Source organism: Georgenia sp. TF02-10 (genome assembly GCF_022759505.1).
Taxonomy (GTDB): domain Bacteria; phylum Actinomycetota; class Actinomycetes; order Actinomycetales; family Actinomycetaceae; genus TF02-10.
Genome location: NZ_CP094289.1, coordinates 2943240 through 2962322 on the forward strand (window position 1 = coordinate 2943240; position 19083 = coordinate 2962322).

The following is a 19083-nucleotide window of genomic DNA, read 5'->3' on the forward strand; positions in this document are numbered from 1 at the left end:
GGGCGGCGGCGTGGCAGCATCGCGGCATGACCGAGGACGACACCAGCCCGCCCGCGCTCTGGGCGGAGCGGACCGGCACCCGCACCTACATCGGCCGCAGCTCCCGCGGCGCGGAGGTCCCGATCGGGGAGGGGCCGGGCGCCTTCACCCCCGGCGAGCTCCTCCAGATCGCCCTGGCCGGCTGCGTCGGGCTCTCCGCCGACCACCGGCTCGCGCACGCCCTCGGCCCGGACTTCGCCGCCGTCGTCGGCGTGTCCAGGGCCAAGGACGAGACGGCGAACCGGTACACCTCCTTCGCGGTGGAGGTGGTCGCCGACCTGGACGGGCTGGCGGAGGACGTCCGGGCCCGGACGGTCGAGCGGGCCGAGATCGCCATCGAGCGCCAGTGCACGGTGGGCCGGACCCTGGAGGCCGGGGCCGGGCACACGCTGCGCTTCACCAGCGAGCGGCCGTCATGAGCCGGGCCCGCCGGTCCGCGGTCGACCGCCTGGTGGACCGGGCGGTGCGCCGCGCCGCCGGGCCGGCCGCCCGCCGGCTGGCCGAGCTGCGGGCGGCCGAGCCTGATGCCACCCCCGCCGCGCTGGTCGACCGGCTCGGGCGCCGGTACGTGCGCCGGGTGGCCGCCGCCGGCGGCGGGGTGGGCGCGGTCGCGGCCGTCCCGGCCGTGGGCACGGTGGCCGCGGCCGCGCTGACCGCCGCCCAGGCGGCCACCTTCGTGACCGCCTCCGCCGAGTACGTCACGGCCGTGGCCCTGGTGCACGGGGTCGCCGCCGACGACGAGGAGCGCCGCCGGACGCTGCTGCTCGCCGCCCTGCTCGGCGAGCGCGGCGGCGCGGCCGTGCGCGGCGGGGCCGGGCTGGGCACCCTGGCCTGGGCGAAGACCGTGCTCACCCGGCTGCCCCTGGGCACGGTGCGGTCGGTCAACGCCATGCTCCGCCGGCAGCTGCTGCGCGCCGCCCTCGCCCGCGGCGGCGCGCTCGCCCTGGGCCGGCTCGCCCCGTTCGGGGTCGGTGCCGCCATCGGGTACGTCGGCGGCCGGGCCACCGCCCGCGCCGTGGTGCGCGAGCTGGCGACGGCGCTCGGCCCGGCGCCGTCGGCGCTCCCGGCCACGGCCCCGGGACCCGCCTGATCGGTGGGCCCGGCCGGAACCGCCGGTGGGCGAGCCGGCACACGGTGGGCTCGGGCGGGTGCCTGATCTCACGTCCAGGCCCGCCGGTGGGCGAGCCGGCTCAGCCCGTCCCGAGCTCGGCGGCGATGCCGCGGGCCCACTCGGCGACGGCGGCGAAGTCCCGGAAGTCGCCCATCGGTGCCCGCAGGCCCCGCACGATGGCTCGCTCGGCGAAGGGCAGCTTGTGCTTGTCCAGGGCGCCGGGGAAGACCCGGTGGTCGCGGGCGCCGGTGGCCCGGACGAGGGCGGAGACGTCGATCTCCTCGGCGGGCATCGGCGGGTCGCCCAGCGGGCCGGAGGAGAAGAGCCAGACGGGCCGGGTGGCGAGCTCGGCGCCGAGGCGGTCCACGAGCTCGCGGGCGGGAGCGAGCCAGCTGCCCGCGTAGACGGCGCTGCCCAGGACGACGGCGTCCACGCCGGCCAAGTCCGTCACGTCGGCCGGCGGGCGGACGTCGACGGCGTGCCCGGCCTCGGCGAGCGTGCGGCCGATGGCCTCGGCGATCTCGGCGGTGGCACCGTGCCTGCTGGCGGCGCTGACAAGGACGTTCATCGTTGACCTCCCGGGCCGGCTCCGCTGCTCTCCCCCAGCATGCCGGTCGGACGGGGTCCGCGCCTGGGACGTCGGGCCGGGAAGCGTGAGCGGGTTCACCGCGACCCGGGGCATGCCTCGGGGAGACGCTCCGTTGCGCCGGGTGACGCCCCCCGGCGGCGTCATGCACCCACCGACCAGCTCCTGGAGGACTGCCGATGCTTCTGCCCACTTCCGTCCGGATCAACCGAGGCGCGTTCCGCGGCCTGCTCCGCCGGGTCGACGACTACACCCTCTGGGCGTTCAACCCGCCCCGGCCGGTCCGCCGCTGAGCAGAACGGCCACGGACAGCACCGACGGCCCTCCCGCCACCCCGCCGCAGCGGGCCCTGGCGGGAGGGCCGTCGGTCACGCGGCCGGCCGACCGCCCGGCAGTCCATGAGCCAGTGCCCGGGGAGCACCACCCAGCCCGACGCCTGGACCAGGCCAAAGGCGGCTGGACACCGCCACCCTGCGCGGCCTCGCCGGCCCACCTTGAGCCACCTCGGCTCAACTTTTCGCCAGCAGCGATCAGCGCGCTCAGCGTTAGCACTCACCAGGGCCGAGTGCTAGAACTGAAGTCAGCAGCCGGACGAGCCGCCCGCTCGGGCCGGCCCGCCGACCCGGACGGTCCGGGCCGGAGAGCACCATGGAGGTGGATCTCATGCCTACCCGTTACGACCCCTTCCGCGAGATGGACCGCTGGCTGACCGGGGCCCTGCGCCAGGTGCCGTCCACGCCCGGGATGCCGCTGGACCTGTACCGCAGCGGCGAGGAGTTCGTCGCCAAGATCGACCTGCCCGGCGTCGACCCCTCCTCGATTGACATCGACGTGGACGACCGCACCCTGACCGTGCGGGCGGAGCGTCGCGCCGAGGTCGACGAGAACGCCCAGTGGCTCTCCCACGAGCGGCCGACCGGCACCTTCGCGCGCCAGATGACCCTGGGCAACGGCCTGGCCACCGACCAGATCAGGGCCGCCTACGCCGACGGCGTGCTCACCCTGACCATCCCGGTCGCCGAGGAGGCCAAGCCGCGGAAGATCGAGGTCGCGCACACCCAGGCGCAGAGCACCATCGAGCAGTGACCAGCCGGGGCTGACGCGCCCGGTCGGCGGAGGCTGACGCACCCGGTCGCCCGAGGCCGCCGGTGACGACGCCCGGCCAGCACTACCCCAGCCCGGGTGCACCGCAGCAGCGGTGCACCCGGGCTTCGTCGTCAGCGACGACCCGCCGTCGAGAGCGCGTTCCGCGCCGAGGCCGCCTCCCGCCGTCGGACGCGCCACCGGCAGCACCGGCCGGCCGCCGCACCCACCGACACCGGAATGATGTGCAGACCCGTCAGGTCACACGTCGTGGCCTGCTCGGCTGCACCCCGGTTCACCCTGCGTGGATATCCTCGACGAACGCAACCGCGGCGCCGAGCACCTCGGCGGCCTTCTCGTCGACGACGTACTGCAGCGGGAGGTCCTCGCCGAGCAGCGGGTTGGCCCCGACCAGCCAGGCGAGCGCGACGCTCGGGCCCTGCGCGCTGCTGATGGTCCACCACACCCGGTACCCCAGGCGCAGGCGACGCTGGGCGTCAGGCCGCGGCGTCGGGCCGTCCGGCTTCGCCCACTTGCTCGGCAGCGTCCGGTCCTTCACGCCCGCGATCGTCTGCACGATCGTCGGCCCGACGTTCTCGTTCAGCGCGCGCACGAGATCGTGGATGTCCTCCTGCGTCGCCGCAGCGTGAGCCCTGGTGCGGATGCTGGTGCTCATAGCGCTCACCCTACGCCGGAACCCGCCTCTCCACAGCAGCAAATGCAACAAAGGTGCCACGTTGATTCTGCCGCTCCGGGACGTCGGGACCACCCGGGACCTGTGTGCCCCTGCCCTGCGCATGTCAGGATGCTCAGCCGGACCGGCCAGTGCCCTCACTCCCCCGCCCGTCCGCACGGTCCCAGCGCGCCGCGCCGACCGCCGCGCACCCCGGGCTCGTAGGATGCGGCCGTGACCTCACCGGCCGCCGCCCCCACCACCACCTCCACCGCCTACGAGGACCTGCTGCGCCACGTGCTGGAGCACGGGACCGAGAAGGCGGACCGGACCGGGACCGGCACCCGCAGTGTCTTCGGCCACCAGATGCGGTTCGACCTGACCCGCGGCTTCCCGCTGGTCACCACCAAGCGGGTGCACCTGAAGTCGGTGGTGTACGAGCTGCTGTGGTTCCTGCGCGGGGACTCCAACGTCCGCTGGCTGCAGGAGCACGGGGTGCGGATCTGGAACGAGTGGGCGGACGACGACGGCGAGCTGGGCCCGGTCTACGGCGTCCAGTGGCGGTCGTGGCCTACCCCGGACGGGCGGCACGTCGACCAGCTCCAGCAGGTGCTCGACACCCTGCGCACGAACCCGGACTCGCGCCGGATGCTCGTCTCGGCATGGAACGTGGCCGACCTGGACAAGATGGCGCTGATGCCCTGCCACGCGTTCTTCCAGTTCTACGTGGCCGACGGCCGGCTGTCCTGCCAGCTCTACCAGCGCAGCGCCGACCTCTTCCTCGGCGTGCCGTTCAACATCGCCTCCTACGCCCTGCTCACCCACATGGTCGCCCAGCAGGTCGGCCTGGAGGTGGGCGACTTCGTCTGGACCGGCGGGGACTGCCACATCTACAGCAACCACCTCGCGCAGGTCCGCGAGCAGCTCGCCCGCGAGCCCTTTCCCTTCCCCACCCTGCGGCTGCGCCCGGCGCCGTCGCTCTTCGACTACACCTTCGACGACGTCGAGGTCCTCGGCTACCGGCACCACCCCGCCATCCCGGCGCCGGTGGCGGTATAGATGCTCGGGATGATCTGGGCCCAGGCCCACCACCGCGTCATCGGCGCGGGCGGCGCGATGCCGTGGCACCTGCCTGAGGACCTCGCCCACTTCCGGCGCACCACCGCCGGCGCGACGGTGATCATGGGCCGACGGACGTGGGAGTCCCTGGACCCGCGCTACCGGCCGCTGCCCGGGCGGCGCAACCTCGTGCTGACCCAGCAGCCGCGCTACCCCGCACCCGGTGCGGAGACCGTGGCCGATCTCGACGCCGCCCTCGCGCTGGCCGACCCCGGGGACGTGTGGGTGATCGGCGGGTCGCAGGTGTACGAGCAGGCGCTCGACCGGGCGGACGTGCTCGTGGTCACGGACGTCGACCTCGACGTCGACGGCGACACCCACGCCCCCGCGCTGCCCCCGGACCGGTGGGAGGTGGCCGCCGTCGACCCGGCCGAGGGGTGGCACACGGCCGCCGACGGCACGCGCTACCGGTTCACGACCTGGCGGCGCCGGGCCTGACGGCGCAGGGCAGGGCCTGGCTCGCTCACGGCTGCGCCGGTTCGGTCCACTCGGCGAGCGTCTCGGCCACGTACCGATAGTTGGTACGACCGTCGGCGACCGCGATGACGAGGTCGTAGGCAGGGTCCTCGGGTGCATCGAGCTCGATGCCGTTGAGGCCGTAGAACACGACGGCTGCAACCCAGCCGAGGCGCTTGTTGCCGTCGACGAGCGGATGGTTGCGGACGATTGACTCGAGGAGAACAGCGGCCTTGCTGTGGAGGTCCGGATAGGCCTCGACGCCGAACAGGACGCTTGCCGGCCGGTGCGCCGCGGAATCGAGCAGGCCGACGTCCCGGACCTGGAGCCGGCCGAGCTGGTCGCACAGGATGAGGAGGTCCTCGACCGTGAGGTAGGTGGTCACTGAGCCAAGCGGTCCAGGAGGTCGCGGTAGCGGTCGATAGCAGCCTCGCCCAGCTCCCGCACGCGTCGCTGGTGTGCCTGCCGGGCCCATGCGTCCTCGATGGCGCGGGCCGCAGCCTCGTTCTTGCTCACGCCCTGCGCTGCGGCGAGCTCGTTCAGCGCATGCTGCTGAGCCGTGCTGAGACGAAGGTTCATGGCCATAGAGACCATGGTACTAATCCGGTACCAGTTCGCCGGGGCGGTTACTGCGGTGAGTTGTGGCGCTCCGACCAGCGGGGGCCACCGGGCCGCACTGCCACGGCAAAAAACGGCGGGACCGCAACTCTCGTTGCGATCCCGCCGTAGTGGTAGCGGGGGCAGGATTTGAACCTGCGACCTCCGGGTTATGAGCCCGGCGAGCTACCGAACTGCTCCACCCCGCGTCGACAGAGACCACACTACGTCGCCGCGAGCGAGGACAGCAACCCTGGCCGGGGTGCCCTCTCTCACAGGGCTCCCGCCCGTCCGGCCAGGCCCGGCGGCCACGGTCAGGTGGCCACCCGGCCCAGCCGGCGGTGCCAGGGCTCAGCCCTCGCCGCCGCCGTCGGCCGGGGCTTCGGTGGCCCCGTCGGCGGGGGCCTCGGTGGCGCCGTCGGCCGGGGCCTCGCCGTCGGCCGGGGCCTCCCCCGCCGCCGGCTCCTCCCCGCCGGCCTGGGCGATCTCGTCCTCGGCGGCCATCGCGGCCTCGATCGCCGCGGTGAGCCGCTCCTGGGCCTCGCCGTAGGCGGTCCAGTCGCTCTCGGCCAGGGCCGCGTTGCCGTCGGCGAGGGCCTGCCGTGCGTCGGCGAGCGCCTGGGTCAGCCGCTCCTGGGCGGCGGCGGGCACCTCGGTGGTGCCGCCGGGCTCGGGCTCCTCCCCCTCGGCCGGCGGTGCGGTGGGTTCGACGCCGGCATCGCCGGCCTCGGCCCCGGAGTCGCCGCCGAAGACCTCGTCCAGGGCCTCGTCCAGGGTGGCGGCGAAGCCGATCTCCTCCCCGAAGGACACCAGCACCCGCCGCAGCAGCGGGTACTGGGTGCCCTGCGCGGACTGGACGTACACAGGCTGGACGTAGAGCAGCCCGCCGCCCACGGGCAGCGTCAGCAGGTTGCCGAGCAGCACGTCGGAGTTGCCCTGCCGGAGCAGGTTCAGCTCGCTGGAGACCGCGGGGTTGGAGTTGAAGTTGTTCTGCACCTGGCCCGGGCCGGGGACGGTGACGTCCGAGGGCAGCTCGAGCAGCCGCAGCTGCCCGTAGCCCTCGCGCACCTCCCCGGGCGTGTCGCCGGTCTCGGAGTCCACCGCGAGGAACCCGGTGAGGATGTTCCGCTCGGTCTGCCCGCCCGGGATGAAGCTGGACGTCAGCGAGAACTGCGCCTGGTCCTGGTCGGGCATCTGCATGGTCAGGTAGTACGGCGGCTGGGGCACGCCGCCGCCGACCGTCGGGTCAGTGGGGATGTGCCAGAAGTTCGAGCCCTCGTAGAACGCCCCGGCGTCGGTGACGTGGTACTCGCTGAGCAGCTGGCGCTGGACCTTGAACAGGTCCTCCGGGTAGCGCAGGTGGCTCATCAGGTCCCCGGAGATCTCGCTCATCGGCTGGACGTGCTCGGGGAAGATGTTCTGCCAGGTGTTCAGGATTGGGTCGTCCTCGTCCCACTCGAACAGGGTCACCTTCCCGTCGTAGGCGTTGACGACCGCCTTGACGGAGTTGCGGATGTAGTTCACCTGCTCGGGGGCGACGCCGGCCGCGGCGGCGGGCAGCGCCTGGTCCTGGGTGAGGGAGTCGGTCGTCGCCTCCTCCAGCGACCGCCGCGCGGAGTACGGGTAGTCGTTGGTGGTGGTGTACCCGTCGACGATCCAGACCAGGTCCTTGGGCGTCTCGGCGTCGCCGTCCATGTCGACGACGGCCGGGTAGGCCCGGTGGTCCAGCGTCAGGTACGGGGCTACCCGCGCCACGCGTCGGTGCGGGTCGCGCTCGAAGAGGATCTGGGAGTCCTCGGTCACCCGGTCGGAGAAGAGGATCTGCATGTCGCCGAACTTCAGCGCGTAGAGCAGCTTGCTGAAGATGTTCCCGACCGACGGGCCGCCGTCGCCCTCGTAGGTGTTGTACACGGCGCCGTTGGGGGCGTCGTCGTCGGGGTAGTCGAGCTCCCACGGGTCGGTGCCCTCGGGGGCGCCGACGATGGAGTAGGCCGGGCTCTGCTGGCCGAAGTAGACCCGCGGCTCGTACTCGCCCAGCTCGCCCACGCTCGGGATGCCCTGCTGGTAGAAGGCCGGCCGCCCGTCCGCGCTGGTGGTGTTGCCGTAGGCGGCCACCACGCCGAAGCCGTGGGTGTAGACGGTGTGGTCGTTCACCCAGGTGCGCTGCTGCCCGCTCAGGCCCTGCTGGTTCAGCTCGCGCACGGCGATGACGGTGTCCCGGCTCTCGCCGTCGATCTCGTACCGGTCCACCGCGAGGGTGGACGGGAACCCGTAGTACTGCCGGTTCTGCTGGAGCTGGTTGAAGGTGGGCGAGACGATGTTGGGGTCGAGCAGCCGGATGGACGCGGTGGACTGGCTGTCCTCGCGCAGCTGGCCGGCCTCGGCCTCGGTGGCCGCGGAGTAGGTCTCGGTCTCCAGGCCCTCGAGACCGTAGGCGGCGTGGGTCGCGTCGATGTTGCGCTGGATGAACTCGCTCTCCGCCTCCTGCGCGTTCGGCTCCACCTGGAAGCGCTGCACCACCGCCGGGTAGGCGGTGCCGACGACGATCGCGGAGACGACCATGACGGCGATCCCGACCACGGGCAGCCGCCACGTCCCGCGGAAGGCGGCGACGACGAAGAGGACGACGACGACCAGCGCGATCGCGGCGAGGATCGCCTTGGCGGGCAGGTTGGCGTTGACGTCGGTGTAGGACGCCCCGGCGAAGCGGTCGTTCTCGCTCACCAGCAGGGAGTACCGGTCCAGCCAGTAGCTCGCCGCGATGAGCAGGACGAACACGGCGGCGAGCACGGCGAGGTGGACCCGGGCCGCCGGCGAGACCTTCTGCTGGCGCGGGGCCAGGGAGATCCCGCCGTAGAGGTAGTGCGTGACCAGGGCGGCGACGGCGGAGATGAAGACCACCGTCATGAGGAAGGAGACGAGGGAGCGGACGACCGGCAGGGTGAAGACGAAGAAGGAGATGTCGTGCCCGAACTCGGGGTCCACCTCCCCGAACGGCTCGCGGTTGAGCCAGGTCAGGACCGAGCGCCACAGCGAGGACAGGGAGCTGCCGGCGAACAGGCCGAGGACGACGGGCGCGCCGACCATGATCACCCGGCGCAGCGGCTCGATGCTCTCCCGGTACCGGTCGAGGTTGCGCTCCTCGGGCGTCGTCGGCGGGTAGACCTGACGGCGGGAGTAGGCCAGGTGGAGGTTGAGCCAGACCGCCCCGCCCATCACCGCGAAGCCGAGCACGAAGAGCAGCACCCGGGAGGTCCACTCCCGCACCAGGACCTGGGTGAAGCCGACCTGCTGGAACCACTGCACCTCGGTCCACACCTGGGCCAGGCCCATGACCACGGCGGCGAGAACGGCCAGGACGACGATCGTCGGGATCAGCGCCCCGCGACGGCGGGCCGGTCGGATGCCCCCGGGAGGGCGGGCGCCCCCGGGCGGGCGGGGGACGGATGCGGAGCTCACGGGTGCAACACCTCAGAAGTGGTCGCGGCGGTCGGGCAGGGGCAGGTCGGCATCGGCGTCGCCGCGGACGGTGCGGCACCGTCATCAACGCCTGGGCCTCAGGGTTAGTTTCCCATACCGGTGAGGGGTGGCGGGTGCCCGCCGACGGCGCCCGGCCGGGTGGGTGGCGACCCGCCGGACGACGGCGCCCCGCCGGACGACGGCGGCCGGTCGGGTGGGGACGACCGCGCCCGGCCGGAGGGGGTGGCGTAGCCATCGGCTGGGACGACCGCGCCCGGGCGGGTGCCTTGGTGAGCCGCCCGGGTGGGAACGACCAGGCCTGGATGGCCGGGAGCGCCGGGCGTGCGCGCTGACTGCGGCCGGCGCGGGTGATGATGGGGCGATGACCGAAGCGACGCCCGCTCCCACCCCGCGCCTCCTCGGCCTGCGCCAGGCGGTGGTCGACCTCGAGCGGTACGCCGCCGCCCAGGGCTGGGACGGGCCGGTGTACGTCTTCGCCCTGGTGCGCACCGCCCGGGCGCTGGCCGACTCCCCCGCCCTCGCCCAGGAGCTCCCGCCCGAGGCCGTCGAGGCCGCCCGGGAGGACCCCGAGCACCTCACCAGCATCGAGCAGGACGGGCTCCCGGCCGCCGAGACCCTCGAGGAGCTGCTCAGCCAGCTCGCCTGGCCGGAGCAGGTCGACGGCGCCGCGATCGTCGTCGAGCGGATGGTCGTGCCGCCGGAGGCCGAGGCGGGCCTGCCCAACGACCCCGCGGCCGCGCTGCAGCAGCTGCTCGACCACCCCAGCCGGCAGGACGTGCGGATGGCCGCCGGCGTGCTGCGCAGCGGCGAGTCGTGGTGCGCGCTGCGGACGCGGAGCAACGACAGCGACGACGCCGTCGCCGGCGCCCCGGACGCGGTCCCGGGCCTGGTCGAGGCGCTCCGCGCCACCTTCCGGTAACCGGCCCGGTCCGGTGACCGGCTGGACCGAGCCGGGTCAGGACGCGGGGCAGCCGGGCAGGCGGTCGCCGTCGCCGGCCGCGATGGCAGCCACGGCCGCGTGCGCCTCGGCCAGGGTGTCGACCGCGACGACGTCCAGCCCGGCCGGGACGTGCCCGGCCACCTCCGCGCAGTTCGCCTCCGGGGCGAGGAACCACCGCGCGCCGTCCCGCGCGGCGCCGAGGAGCTTCTGCCGGATCCCGCCGATCGCGCCGACCTCCCCGTCCAGCCCGATCGTGCCGGTGCCGGCCACGCTGGCGCCGCCGGTCAGCGGCCCGGGGGTGAGGACGTCGACGATGCCGAGGGCGAACATCAGGCCCGCGCTCGGCCCGCCGATGTCCTCGATGTCGAGCTCGACCTGGACGGGCAGCTCGACGTCGGGCATCAGGACGACGCCCAGCACGCTGCCGCGGTCCCGGGCCGGGTCGGCCGTCGTCGTGAGGTCGAGGACCTGCGCAGCGCCGTCCCGCTGCACGCCCAGCGCCACCTCGGTGCCGGCCGGGGTGGTGGCGAGCACCGCGGTCAGGTCGGCGAAGGTGGTGACCTCCCGCCGCTCCTCCCCGGCGGCCTGGATCGAGGTGACGACGTCGCCCGGCCGGACCACGCCGTCGGCGCCGGAGCCGTCGAGGACCTGGTCCACGGTGAGCACCATGGGCACCTCGTGGCCGACCTCGGCGAGCGCGGCCACGGTGGCGTTGGTCTGGGAGGAGGTCATCTCCGCGGTGGACTCGGCGTCCAGCGCCTTGCGAGTGCGCCCGTCGGGGAAGACCGACTCCACCGGCAGCACGACCTCCTGCGCGGACAGCCACCCGGCGAGCACGTCGACGGCGGTCACCGGGTAGCCCGGGCCGCCGCTGACCGTGACGGTGGTGAGCAGCAGGTCGCCGGCGGTCGGGTAGGTCTCGGCGCCGTCGACGTGGATGAGCGGGTCGCCGTCGTGCTCGCCGAGGGTGTCGACGGTGGGACCGGGCCCCTCGACGGCGTACGGCAGCGGCACCACCGCCGCGACGAGGCCCAGCAGGGCCAGCACGGCGCCGGCGACGACGAGCGTCACCGAGCGGCGGGAGACCACCGGTTCGCGGTCGGTCCCGGGCGCTGCGGCGGCGTCGCGCCCGACGGCGGCCGGGCCGGGGGCGGCCGGCCCGGCGACGGCCGCGGGGTCGGCCGCCCGACGGTCGGGGTCCTCCCGCCCGGCCGCGGGAACGCGCTGCTGCCGCACCGGGCCATCATGCCGCAGCGCCCGGGGCGGGTCCGGACTCGAGTGGCGCGGGCCCGGACACCGGCGGGCCCGGACACCAACCAGGACGCCTTCGCTGCAGATCCATAGTCGACCGGGCCGGGCGCGACCCGAGTCACTTCCAAGCCGACACGCCCAGCGATACTGCGATCCGCGCGGTACAACGCATAACGCGCTAGTGTGCTTGGCAGGCGACGTCGCGAAGCAGTTGAGCCGACGACGCTCGTCAGCCGGGTGGGAGCGGGGAGGGTCCGCTCCCACCCGGCGCCCGGCACGACGAAGGCAGAGGTGGATGGACACCACGCAGCTCCTCAAGGGAATGCTCGACCTGGCGGTGCTCGCCGTCGTCGAGCGCGAGGACTCCTACGGGTACGACGTGGTCCGGCGGCTGCGCGCCGCCGGGCTCGCCGAGGTGGGGGACGCCTCGGTCTACGGGACGCTGCGCCGGTTGTACGCCGCCGGCGCGCTCACGAGCTATGTCGTGCCGTCGGAGACCGGACCGCACCGCAAGTACTACGGCGTGACGCCCCAGGGCCGTACCACGCTCGCTCACCAGTCGAAACAGTGGCGGGAGTTCGCCACGACGATGACCGACCTTCTCGACGTGCCGGAGGCCTCCTGATGTCCACCATCGCCCGACCGGACGCCGTCGCCAAGTACGCAGGCGCGGTCCGCGACCACCTGCGCGCACTCGATCCGGAGACGCTCGATGAGCTCACCGGAGGGCTTGAGGCGGACCTCGCGGACGCCCTCGCCGACGAGGCGGCACAGGACCCGGCGCTCGACCTCCCCGCGCTCGATATCCACGACATGACGACCCGGTTCGGGCCTGCCGAGGCCTACGCTGACGAGCTGCGGCAGGCGGCGGGCGTCGACCTGCCTGCAGCCGCGCCCCGCTGGCGCCGACGCGTGCGCGACGCCGCCGCGGGGTGGCGGGCCGACGTCCTGGAGATCGCAGCGAACCACCGGTGGCTCGCTGCCACCCTCGACGTCCTCGGCGCACTGCGGCCTGTGTGGTGGGTGGCGCGCGCGTGGGTCGTGCTCTGCGCCCTGCAGGGGATCGTCGGCAGCCGGCCGGTCGGTGTGCCGAACCGGTTCGTGGACTGGGTCGTGCTCGCCGTCCTCGTGGTGCTGAGCACGCAGTGGGGCCGCGGCCGCCTCGGTCAAGGCCGGTTCTGGCACGGCGTCGGTCGCCTGACGAGCCTGGTCACCGCCGTCGCCCTGCCGTTCCTGATCTTGGCCGTGCCAACGGGCATGCAGCACGCGCTCGACCGGTCGTCGTACGAGCAGGGCTACGCCGACGCCTCTGCATCCGCCGGCGTGCCCGGCTATGAGGACCCGCGTGAAGCGGCGGTGGCGGGGCCGACCAACCTGTTCGTCTTCGGCCCCGACGGTGAACCGATCGACGGCGCGCAGATCGTCGACCAGGACGGGCGCCCATTCGTCCTCACGGACCCGACGTTCGGTGGCGCCTGGGACGCAGGGATGCTGGACGATTACCTCACCACGGAGACCGACGTGCCCGCCGGCGTGGTCAGCGGCGACGTTCCGCTCAACGTCTACCCGTACCGGATGATCGACGCTGACCGCACCGTCTGGTCCGACGACGGCGAGCCGAGCCCCGACCTCGATCTCGCCGAGGACCCGCAGTGGCCCGCCGGATCGCTGTTCCCCGTACCAGGGTTCGCGTTGGACGGGGGCAACGACACCGCCAACCCGGAAGACGCAGCCACCGAAACCCCAGGTGACGCGCCGACCACAAGCCCGAGCGGCGAACCAAGCCCGTGACGTCGGCAAGATGGCCACATCCGAGCCGGAGGAACGGTCACCGTAGCCGGGATCTGCCCCCAGCAGCGAGCCCCGTCGGCGGACGTCCGAACCCGAACCGCCACAGAATGGCGACAGAGCCCGGCCACTGTGGGTCGAACGCCCCGCGGGCCCCTCACCCGCGCCGGGAACGGACAGCTGCGCAGTTTCCGGCGTGCTCGGTCGGCTGCAGGCCCAGTTGCTGCGTCGTCCCGGAGCCTCCTGACACCGGATCGAGCCCGGGCGCAAGGGCGGGGCGAGTCTCGCACGCAGATGAACCATCGATATAACCTCAGTTGTGGAAGTGATAGCGAATGAGTCCGACAACCCGGCCTGAACCGAGCGTGCAGCGCGCCCGGGCGGCGCCCGCCTTGCCCGAGGGGTTCACCGGGGCGTCGCCGTACGAGATCGCCGAACGCTTCGCGGTCCGGGAGCTCACGCGCGAGCAGGTCGTGGACGAGCTCACTCGGTGGCCGTACGACCCGTCACCCACCAGCGACGGGTACGACGCCCTGATCGTCAACCAGTCCGGTACGCACTCCTGGGGCGAGGTAGAACGCGCCGCGGACGACGGTCTGATCGACGAGGACATCTACGACGAGATCGGCGAGACCATGCGGACGAACATGTAGCCTCGCCACGGCTGATGACCGCGCAGACTCTGATGTTGCTGCCGTGCGTAAGCGTTGAGTCGAGCCACTGCTGTCGCGCGGATGACATGCGCTTCCGCCCAGCGGCCAGCAACACCGGGGGATGGGCACTGCCGCGGACCTCTGCCTCAGCTAGCAGCCATCGGTGACTCTGTCACTTGCCAGGGTGATGGGACCACCTCCTTGCTGCCCCTGCTGCCAGCCCACTCGGCGGGGCACCGATGCTCTCCCCTTCCACAGGGTGGGGCGGCTCGGGAGCCCGATGTTGGTGGTCGGTCGTACGTTCGATTCATGTTTGAAGAGGAGCGCGTGGAGCCGGCGGGCGATGCTGCCGACGGCGCTTCCGGCGGTCCGGTCCCCGGAGAGCGGGGACGTGCCGGGTCCGATGTGGGTGGGCCCACTTACTCTGGACACATGTTCGACGCGGAGCGGGACGAGCCGGCAGCCGGTGGTGCCGCCGGTCGCTCCGGCCGTCCTTCTGCCCGGCTCCCCAAGGGTGAGGACGGGCCGGGGTTCGATGTCGGACGCCCCACCTACTCTGGACACATGTTCGAGGGTGAGCGGGACAAGCGACCTGCGGCCGGCGCTGCCGCTGGTCGCCCGGGCGGTGCTGCCGGTCCGTCCGACGTTGGGTGGGACGGTCCGGGCCCGGACGGGTGGTTGGTGTGGTCCCCGGCAGACGAGGCGGCCCAGGCGCGGGGGTTCTGCTGCGCCGAGGACTTCGAGTCGAACGAGCCGTGCCGGCACATGCGCCACTTCGCCGCGGTGATGGCCGCCCAGGACCGAGTCGCAGCGGTGCGGGCGGCGGCCGCGGGGGAGCTGTGGGACGAGGACGCCCTCGACGACGGCGGCGACCCGGCCGAGGACGACCCTGACGCCCGGGTCCGGGTGCGGGTGTGGCTGGTGGCCTACCAGGTCCTCGCCGAGGCCGCGGTGGCGGCCGGGGTGGCCCGGACCTCGGAGATCACCGGCGACGTCGCCCTCGCCCCGGGTGAGGTGGAGGAGACCGCCGCCCGGCTGGCCCGGGCGGCGGAGGCGGCGACCCGGGCCCGCGGGGAGGAGATCACCCCGCCGGTCCAGGAGTTCTTCCGGGTGGCGGCGGCGATGGCCCCCCGCGAGCCGCTGGCCGACGCCGAGCGCACGGTGGTGCTGTCGGGTGAGCAGGTGGCGGCGGGGGTCGAGCTGTTCCTGGCGGTGGCCCGCGGCGAGACCGACGTGGTCGTCCCCGACGAGCCCGGCCCGGCGCCGGTGACCGAGGCGCCGTACAGCCCATGGGAGGCGGCCGGGGCGGCCGGGGACGGCTGCCTGCTCACCACCATCGGGGTGGACACGGACTCCCTGGCCAGGTGCCCGGCCGGGCCCGAGCTCGCCGCCCTGCTGTCCGGGGTGAACCTTGCCGAGCTGGATGGGTTCGCGGCGGTGGAGGCCCTGGCCGCGATACGCCGGGTGGAGAGCTGGGCCGCCGCGAGGTCCGCCGAGCTCGCCGACGTGGTCGCCACCCGGTGCCGGGACATCTACGACGCGAGGGTGGTGAAGGGTCCGGGCGGGACGGTGCTGGACGGCTCCGCCCAGGAGATCGCCATGCGCCTGGGCATCTCGGTGACGGAGGCGAACCGGCTGATCCGCACCGGGCGGGGCATGCGGGGGGCGTTCACCGACACCGCCCAGGCGCTGCGGTCCGGGGCGATCGACTACCGCAAGGCCGCCACGATCATCACCACCCTGGCCGAGCACGCCCTCCCGGTCGCGGTCCTGGCCGAGGCCGAGGTGCTGCCCACCGCCCCCACCAGGACGCATGCCCAGCTCGTCAAGGACCTGGCCGCGGCCCTGGTCAAGGTCGACCCCGCCGCGGCCACCGAGCGCCACCACCGGGCCCGCGCCGGCCGGAAAGTGACGCACCCGCAGCCGTTGGCGGACGGGATGGCCTCGCTCTACGCGGTGCTCCCCGCCGAGGACGCCGTCCGGGTCGACCTCGCCCTGGAGGCCATGACCACCACCGCGAAGGCCCACGGGGATGACCGCACCCGGGACCAGCTCCGCGCCGACGCCCTGGCCGTCCTCGCCCACGGCGCCCTGATCACCGGCTGGGCCGGCCCCCCACCCGGAACCCAACCCCCACACCTCAACCACCCAGGCGACAGCCCCGCAGGCGACGCCGGCGACGATGCCGCGTCCGCTGGCGCTGACCACGACAGCGGCCACGACGTGGGCGACGAGGCGAACGCAACTGACGCAATCGACACAACCGACGACGGTGCGGGCGCGGGCGACGACGTTGAGATGCGTGCAAGCGATGAGGACGCGCGCGTGGGCCCGCCCGGCCGGGGAGCCGAACCCGGCGTCGAGGACCGTGCAGCGCCCATGGCGGGTGCACCGCCTGACCCTGGCCCGCCGGGCTCACCGCCCGAGTCTGGTCCGCCTGGCTCAACGCCTGACCCTGCTCTGTCACGTCCTGACCCGCCGCCCCGCACCCAGGAGCCGCCGGCACCGCCGGGCTCACCGCCCGAAACGGCACCCAGCAGCGGACGGCAGGGCCCCGAGGGACGCGGGACGGGCGCCTGGGTGGAGTGCCCGGGCACCGGGGATGTCCCCGACCTGCACCTGCTGCTGTCCTGGCGCTCGGGCATGCCGCTGGGCGACCCCGGCAGCAACCGCACCCAGATCCGCGTGACCATCCCCCTGTCCGTCGCCCTCCCCCCGCACGACGAGACCCCCACCGGCACGAACGGCGGATGCGACGACCCCGCCAGCGTCACCGCCGGGAGCGTCGGCACCACCGCCGGCGGGGACGACGACACCGACGCCACCGCCGGCACCGCCGGCACTGCCGGCACCGCCGGCACTGCCGGCACTGCCGGCACTGCGACTGACGGTGACAAGGCGGCCGCAGCCGCAACGGGTAACGGCCCCGTCACCGGCGGTGCCGTGCCCGCCGCCGGGCGGGACCTGGACCTGGACCCCGACCCGGGGGAGGTGGCCGAGCTCGCCGGCTACGGCCCCATCAGCCCCGACGTCGCCCGCGCCCTGGCCGCCGGCGGGACCTGGCGCCGCCTGATCATCGACCCCCTCTCCGGCACCGTCCTGGACGTCGGCCGCACCCGCTACCGGCCCCCCGCCGACCTCGCCGAGCACGTCCGCACCCGCGACCGCACCTGCGTCCGCCCCGGCTGCACCACCCCCGCCGAACGCTGCCAGATCGACCACACCCGCCCGTTCTCCCAGGGCGGGAGGACCGCCGCCGCCAGCCTCGGCGCCCAGTGCACCACCGACCACGCCCTGAAGAGCGCCGGCACGTTCAAGACCACCCAGCCCACCCCCGGCGTGTTCGAGTGGCTCACCCCCACCGGGCACGCCTACCGCCGCAACCTCGACGGCACCACCACCCCCCTGAACACCTGGCGAGGACGAGCACGCGCCAGCACGATCGGCACTTTCGGCACCGCCGGCACCCACGGCGACGACGACTACGGCGACCCGCCGTTCTGACGTGGGCCTTGGTGCGCCGACAGCGAACCGAGCCCGCCCACGCGCGACCGGAGACGGTCCGCGAGCGCCGGCGTGGTTACCGTGGTGCCCCACGACCGCGAGGAGCCGACATGAGCCAAGACCCTGCCCGTCCCCCGGGCGACGAGCCCTCCCGCTGGGAGGAGCTGCTGCGCTCGATGCTGGGGCCGCAGGCGGCCGAGGAGGCGATCCGGGCGATGCGCGCGTCCGGGCTGGACCCGGAGGCGATGTCTGCCGCCGCCGGCCTGCCCGCCGACCGTAACCAGCTCATGCTCATGATCACCCAGATGCAGCAGCTGCTCGCCGCAGGCGGGGGCGGGCCGGTCAACTGGGACCTGGCCCAGTCCCTCGCCCGGCAGACCGCCTTCGCCGGCGGCGACCCGGCCGTTACCGCCGCCCAGGCGGAGCAGGTGCGCTCGGCGCTGCAGGTCGCCGACCTGTGGCTGGACGCCGCCACCGAGCTGGGACCGGCCGGCGGCGGCGCGCACGCCTGGAGCCGGGGCGAGTGGGTCGAGCGCACCCTGCCGACCTGGAAGCGGCTGAGCGAGCCCGTCGCCGCCTCAGTGGCGCAGGCGCTGGTGGACACCGTCACCGCGCAGGCCGAGCACATGCCGCCCGAGATCCGGGCCATGGCCGAGCAGATGGGCGCGGCGCAGGGGATGCTGCGCCAGCTCGGCGGGGCAGTGTTCGGGATGCAGCTCGGGCAGGCGGTCGGGACCCTGGCCCGGGAGGCCTTCGGTTCCACCGACACGGGCCTGCCGCTGGTGGAGGAGCCGCTCGCCGCCCTGGTGCCGGCCAACGTGGCCGAGTTCACCGAGGGGCTGGACGCGCCGGCGGACGAGGTCCGGCACTTCCTCGCCGTCCGGGAGGTCGCGCACACCCGGCTCTTCGCTCAGGTGCCCTGGCTGCGGGCGCACCTGCTCGGGATCGTCGAGGCCTACGCGCGGGAGATCACCATTGACACCGACGCGATGGAGGAGGCGGTCCGCGGCATCGACCCCACCAACCCCGAGCAGCTCCGCGAGGCCATCTCCGGCGGGGTCTTCGCCCTCGAGCACAGCCCGGCCCAGCAGGCCGCGCTGCTCCGGCTGGAGACCGCGCTGGCCGTGGTGGAGGGCTGGGTGGAGGAGGTCACCGCGCAGGCGGTCGCCCCCCACCTGCCCCACGCCGTCGCGCTGCGGGAGATGCTGCGCCGACGGCGGGCGACGGACGGCCCGGCCGAGCAGACCTTCGCCGGGCTCGTCGGCCTGGAGCTGCGGCCCCGCCGGCTCCGGGAGGCGGCGACGCTGTGGGCGAGCCTGGGGGCCGACCGCGGGATCGCCGAGCGGGACGCGCTGTGGTCCCACCCGGACCTCATGCCCACGCCCGAGGAGCTCGACGACCCGCGCGCCTTCGTGGCCACGCGGCAGGCCGCGCGGGCCGCGGAGCAGGACGTCGACGACGCCCTGGCGGCCCTGCTGGCCGGCACGCTGCCGGAGGCGGACGACGACGCCGACGCGCAGGAGGGACGCGCGGCCGGGGAGCAGAACCCGGACGAGGCGGACGCGGACGCACGTCAGGAGCGCGCGGCCGAGGAGCCCTCTGCCGGGGACGGCGGCGACGACGCCGGCCCCGACGCCTTGCAGGACCCTCCGGACGAGGAGGGGCCCACCGGCGGCGACGACGGCGACCCCGCCCCCTCTCGCTGACCGGCACCGCCTCGCCAACCCGGCCCCTGACCACCACCTCCCTGGCCCGATATCGCCTCATTGACGGGGCGCCGGAGACTGCCCGCCCACACCCCCG

17 protein-coding genes and 1 tRNA gene are annotated in these 19083 nt (G+C 74.2%); 11 read left to right on the plus strand and 7 right to left on the minus strand.

The features are described 5' to 3' along the window. Positions 1 to 26: 26 nt before the first annotated feature. A complete protein-coding gene (locus MF406_RS13260) occupies positions 27 to 458 on the plus strand; it encodes an OsmC family protein (protein ID WP_242894600.1) in 432 nt (143 codons plus the stop codon). After that, positions 455 to 1129, plus strand: coding sequence for a hypothetical protein (locus MF406_RS13265; RefSeq protein WP_242894602.1), 675 nt, complete (start codon positions 455 to 457; stop codon positions 1127 to 1129). Before MF406_RS13260 ends, MF406_RS13265 begins: the two co-directional genes overlap by 4 nt. 100 nt (positions 1130 to 1229) lie before the next feature. On the opposite strand, the gene MF406_RS13270 is transcribed toward MF406_RS13265, so the two are convergent. Next, positions 1230 to 1718, minus strand: coding sequence for a flavodoxin domain-containing protein (locus tag MF406_RS13270; RefSeq protein WP_242894604.1), 489 nt, complete (start codon positions 1716 to 1718; stop codon positions 1230 to 1232). Between the two features lie 681 nt (positions 1719 to 2399). Here MF406_RS13270 and MF406_RS13275 point away from each other — a divergent pair. Beyond that, a complete protein-coding gene (locus MF406_RS13275) occupies positions 2400 to 2822 on the plus strand; it encodes an Hsp20/alpha crystallin family protein (RefSeq protein ID WP_242894606.1) in 423 nt (140 codons plus the stop codon). Positions 2823 to 3114: 292 nt separating this feature from the next. On the opposite strand, the gene MF406_RS13280 is transcribed toward MF406_RS13275, so the two are convergent. Continuing rightward, entirely contained in the window at positions 3115 to 3495 is a 381-nt protein-coding gene (locus MF406_RS13280; RefSeq protein ID WP_242894608.1) for a hypothetical protein, read from the minus strand. A 231-nt stretch (positions 3496 to 3726) separates the two neighbouring features. Between MF406_RS13280 and MF406_RS13285 the strand changes: the two genes are divergently transcribed. Continuing rightward, positions 3727 to 4551, plus strand: coding sequence for a thymidylate synthase (locus MF406_RS13285; protein ID WP_242894610.1), 825 nt, complete (start codon positions 3727 to 3729; stop codon positions 4549 to 4551). Between the two features lie 9 nt (positions 4552 to 4560). Next, a complete protein-coding gene (locus MF406_RS13290) occupies positions 4561 to 5049 on the plus strand; it encodes a dihydrofolate reductase (RefSeq protein WP_371744498.1) in 489 nt (162 codons plus the stop codon). A 25-nt stretch (positions 5050 to 5074) separates the two neighbouring features. On the opposite strand, the gene MF406_RS13295 is transcribed toward MF406_RS13290, so the two are convergent. The 4 genes from MF406_RS13295 to MF406_RS13310 form a co-directional block, all read right to left on the minus strand. Further along, positions 5075 to 5452, minus strand: coding sequence for a type II toxin-antitoxin system death-on-curing family toxin (locus tag MF406_RS13295; protein ID WP_242894613.1), 378 nt, complete (start codon positions 5450 to 5452; stop codon positions 5075 to 5077). Further along, positions 5449 to 5652, minus strand: coding sequence for a CopG family transcriptional regulator (locus tag MF406_RS13300; RefSeq protein ID WP_242894614.1), 204 nt, complete (start codon positions 5650 to 5652; stop codon positions 5449 to 5451). The genes MF406_RS13295 and MF406_RS13300 overlap by 4 nt, the downstream gene beginning before the upstream one ends. Positions 5653 to 5796: 144 nt before the next feature. Next, positions 5797 to 5873: transfer RNA gene (locus MF406_RS13305), tRNA-Met, on the minus strand. Between the two features lie 142 nt (positions 5874 to 6015). Next, positions 6016 to 9123 carry a UPF0182 family protein gene (locus MF406_RS13310; RefSeq protein WP_242894616.1) on the minus strand — a complete coding sequence of 1036 codons (3108 nt, stop codon included), beginning with the start codon at positions 9121 to 9123 and terminating at the stop codon, positions 6016 to 6018. A 382-nt stretch (positions 9124 to 9505) separates the two neighbouring features. On the opposite strand from MF406_RS13310, the gene MF406_RS13315 reads away from it, so the two are divergent. After that, the gene (locus MF406_RS13315) at positions 9506 to 10063 is read left to right on the plus strand and encodes a PPA1309 family protein (RefSeq protein ID WP_242894618.1); all 558 of its coding nucleotides are present in this window, start codon (positions 9506 to 9508) and stop codon (positions 10061 to 10063) included. 36 nt (positions 10064 to 10099) lie between these two features. Here MF406_RS13315 and MF406_RS13320 read toward each other — a convergent pair whose 3' ends face one another. Further along, positions 10100 to 11320, minus strand: coding sequence for a PDZ domain-containing protein (locus MF406_RS13320; RefSeq protein ID WP_242894620.1), 1221 nt, complete (start codon positions 11318 to 11320; stop codon positions 10100 to 10102). Positions 11321 to 11630: 310 nt separating this feature from the next. Here MF406_RS13320 and MF406_RS13325 point away from each other — a divergent pair, with 310 nt between their 5' ends. The 5 genes from MF406_RS13325 (at position 11631) to MF406_RS13345 (ending at position 18986) form a co-directional block, all read left to right on the plus strand. Further along, on the plus strand, positions 11631 to 11960 hold the full coding sequence (locus tag MF406_RS13325; RefSeq protein ID WP_242894622.1) for a PadR family transcriptional regulator: 330 nt from the start codon (positions 11631 to 11633) through the stop codon (positions 11958 to 11960). Further along, positions 11960 to 13126, plus strand: a complete 1167-nt coding sequence (locus MF406_RS13330) for a hypothetical protein (protein ID WP_242894624.1) — start codon at positions 11960 to 11962, stop codon at positions 13124 to 13126. Before MF406_RS13325 ends, MF406_RS13330 begins: the two co-directional genes overlap by 1 nt. A 332-nt stretch (positions 13127 to 13458) precedes the next feature. Beyond that, positions 13459 to 13776: a hypothetical protein gene (locus tag MF406_RS13335; protein ID WP_242894626.1), complete on the plus strand. Its 318-nt coding sequence runs from the start codon at positions 13459 to 13461 to the stop codon at positions 13774 to 13776. A 564-nt stretch (positions 13777 to 14340) separates the two neighbouring features. Further along, positions 14341 to 17280, plus strand: a complete 2940-nt coding sequence (locus tag MF406_RS18755; RefSeq protein ID WP_256463894.1) for an HNH endonuclease signature motif containing protein — start codon at positions 14341 to 14343, stop codon at positions 17278 to 17280. A 110-nt stretch (positions 17281 to 17390) separates the two neighbouring features. Beyond that, on the plus strand, positions 17391 to 18986 hold the full coding sequence (locus tag MF406_RS13345) for a zinc-dependent metalloprotease (protein ID WP_242894628.1): 1596 nt from the start codon (positions 17391 to 17393) through the stop codon (positions 18984 to 18986). Positions 18987 to 19083: the final 97 nt, after the last annotated feature.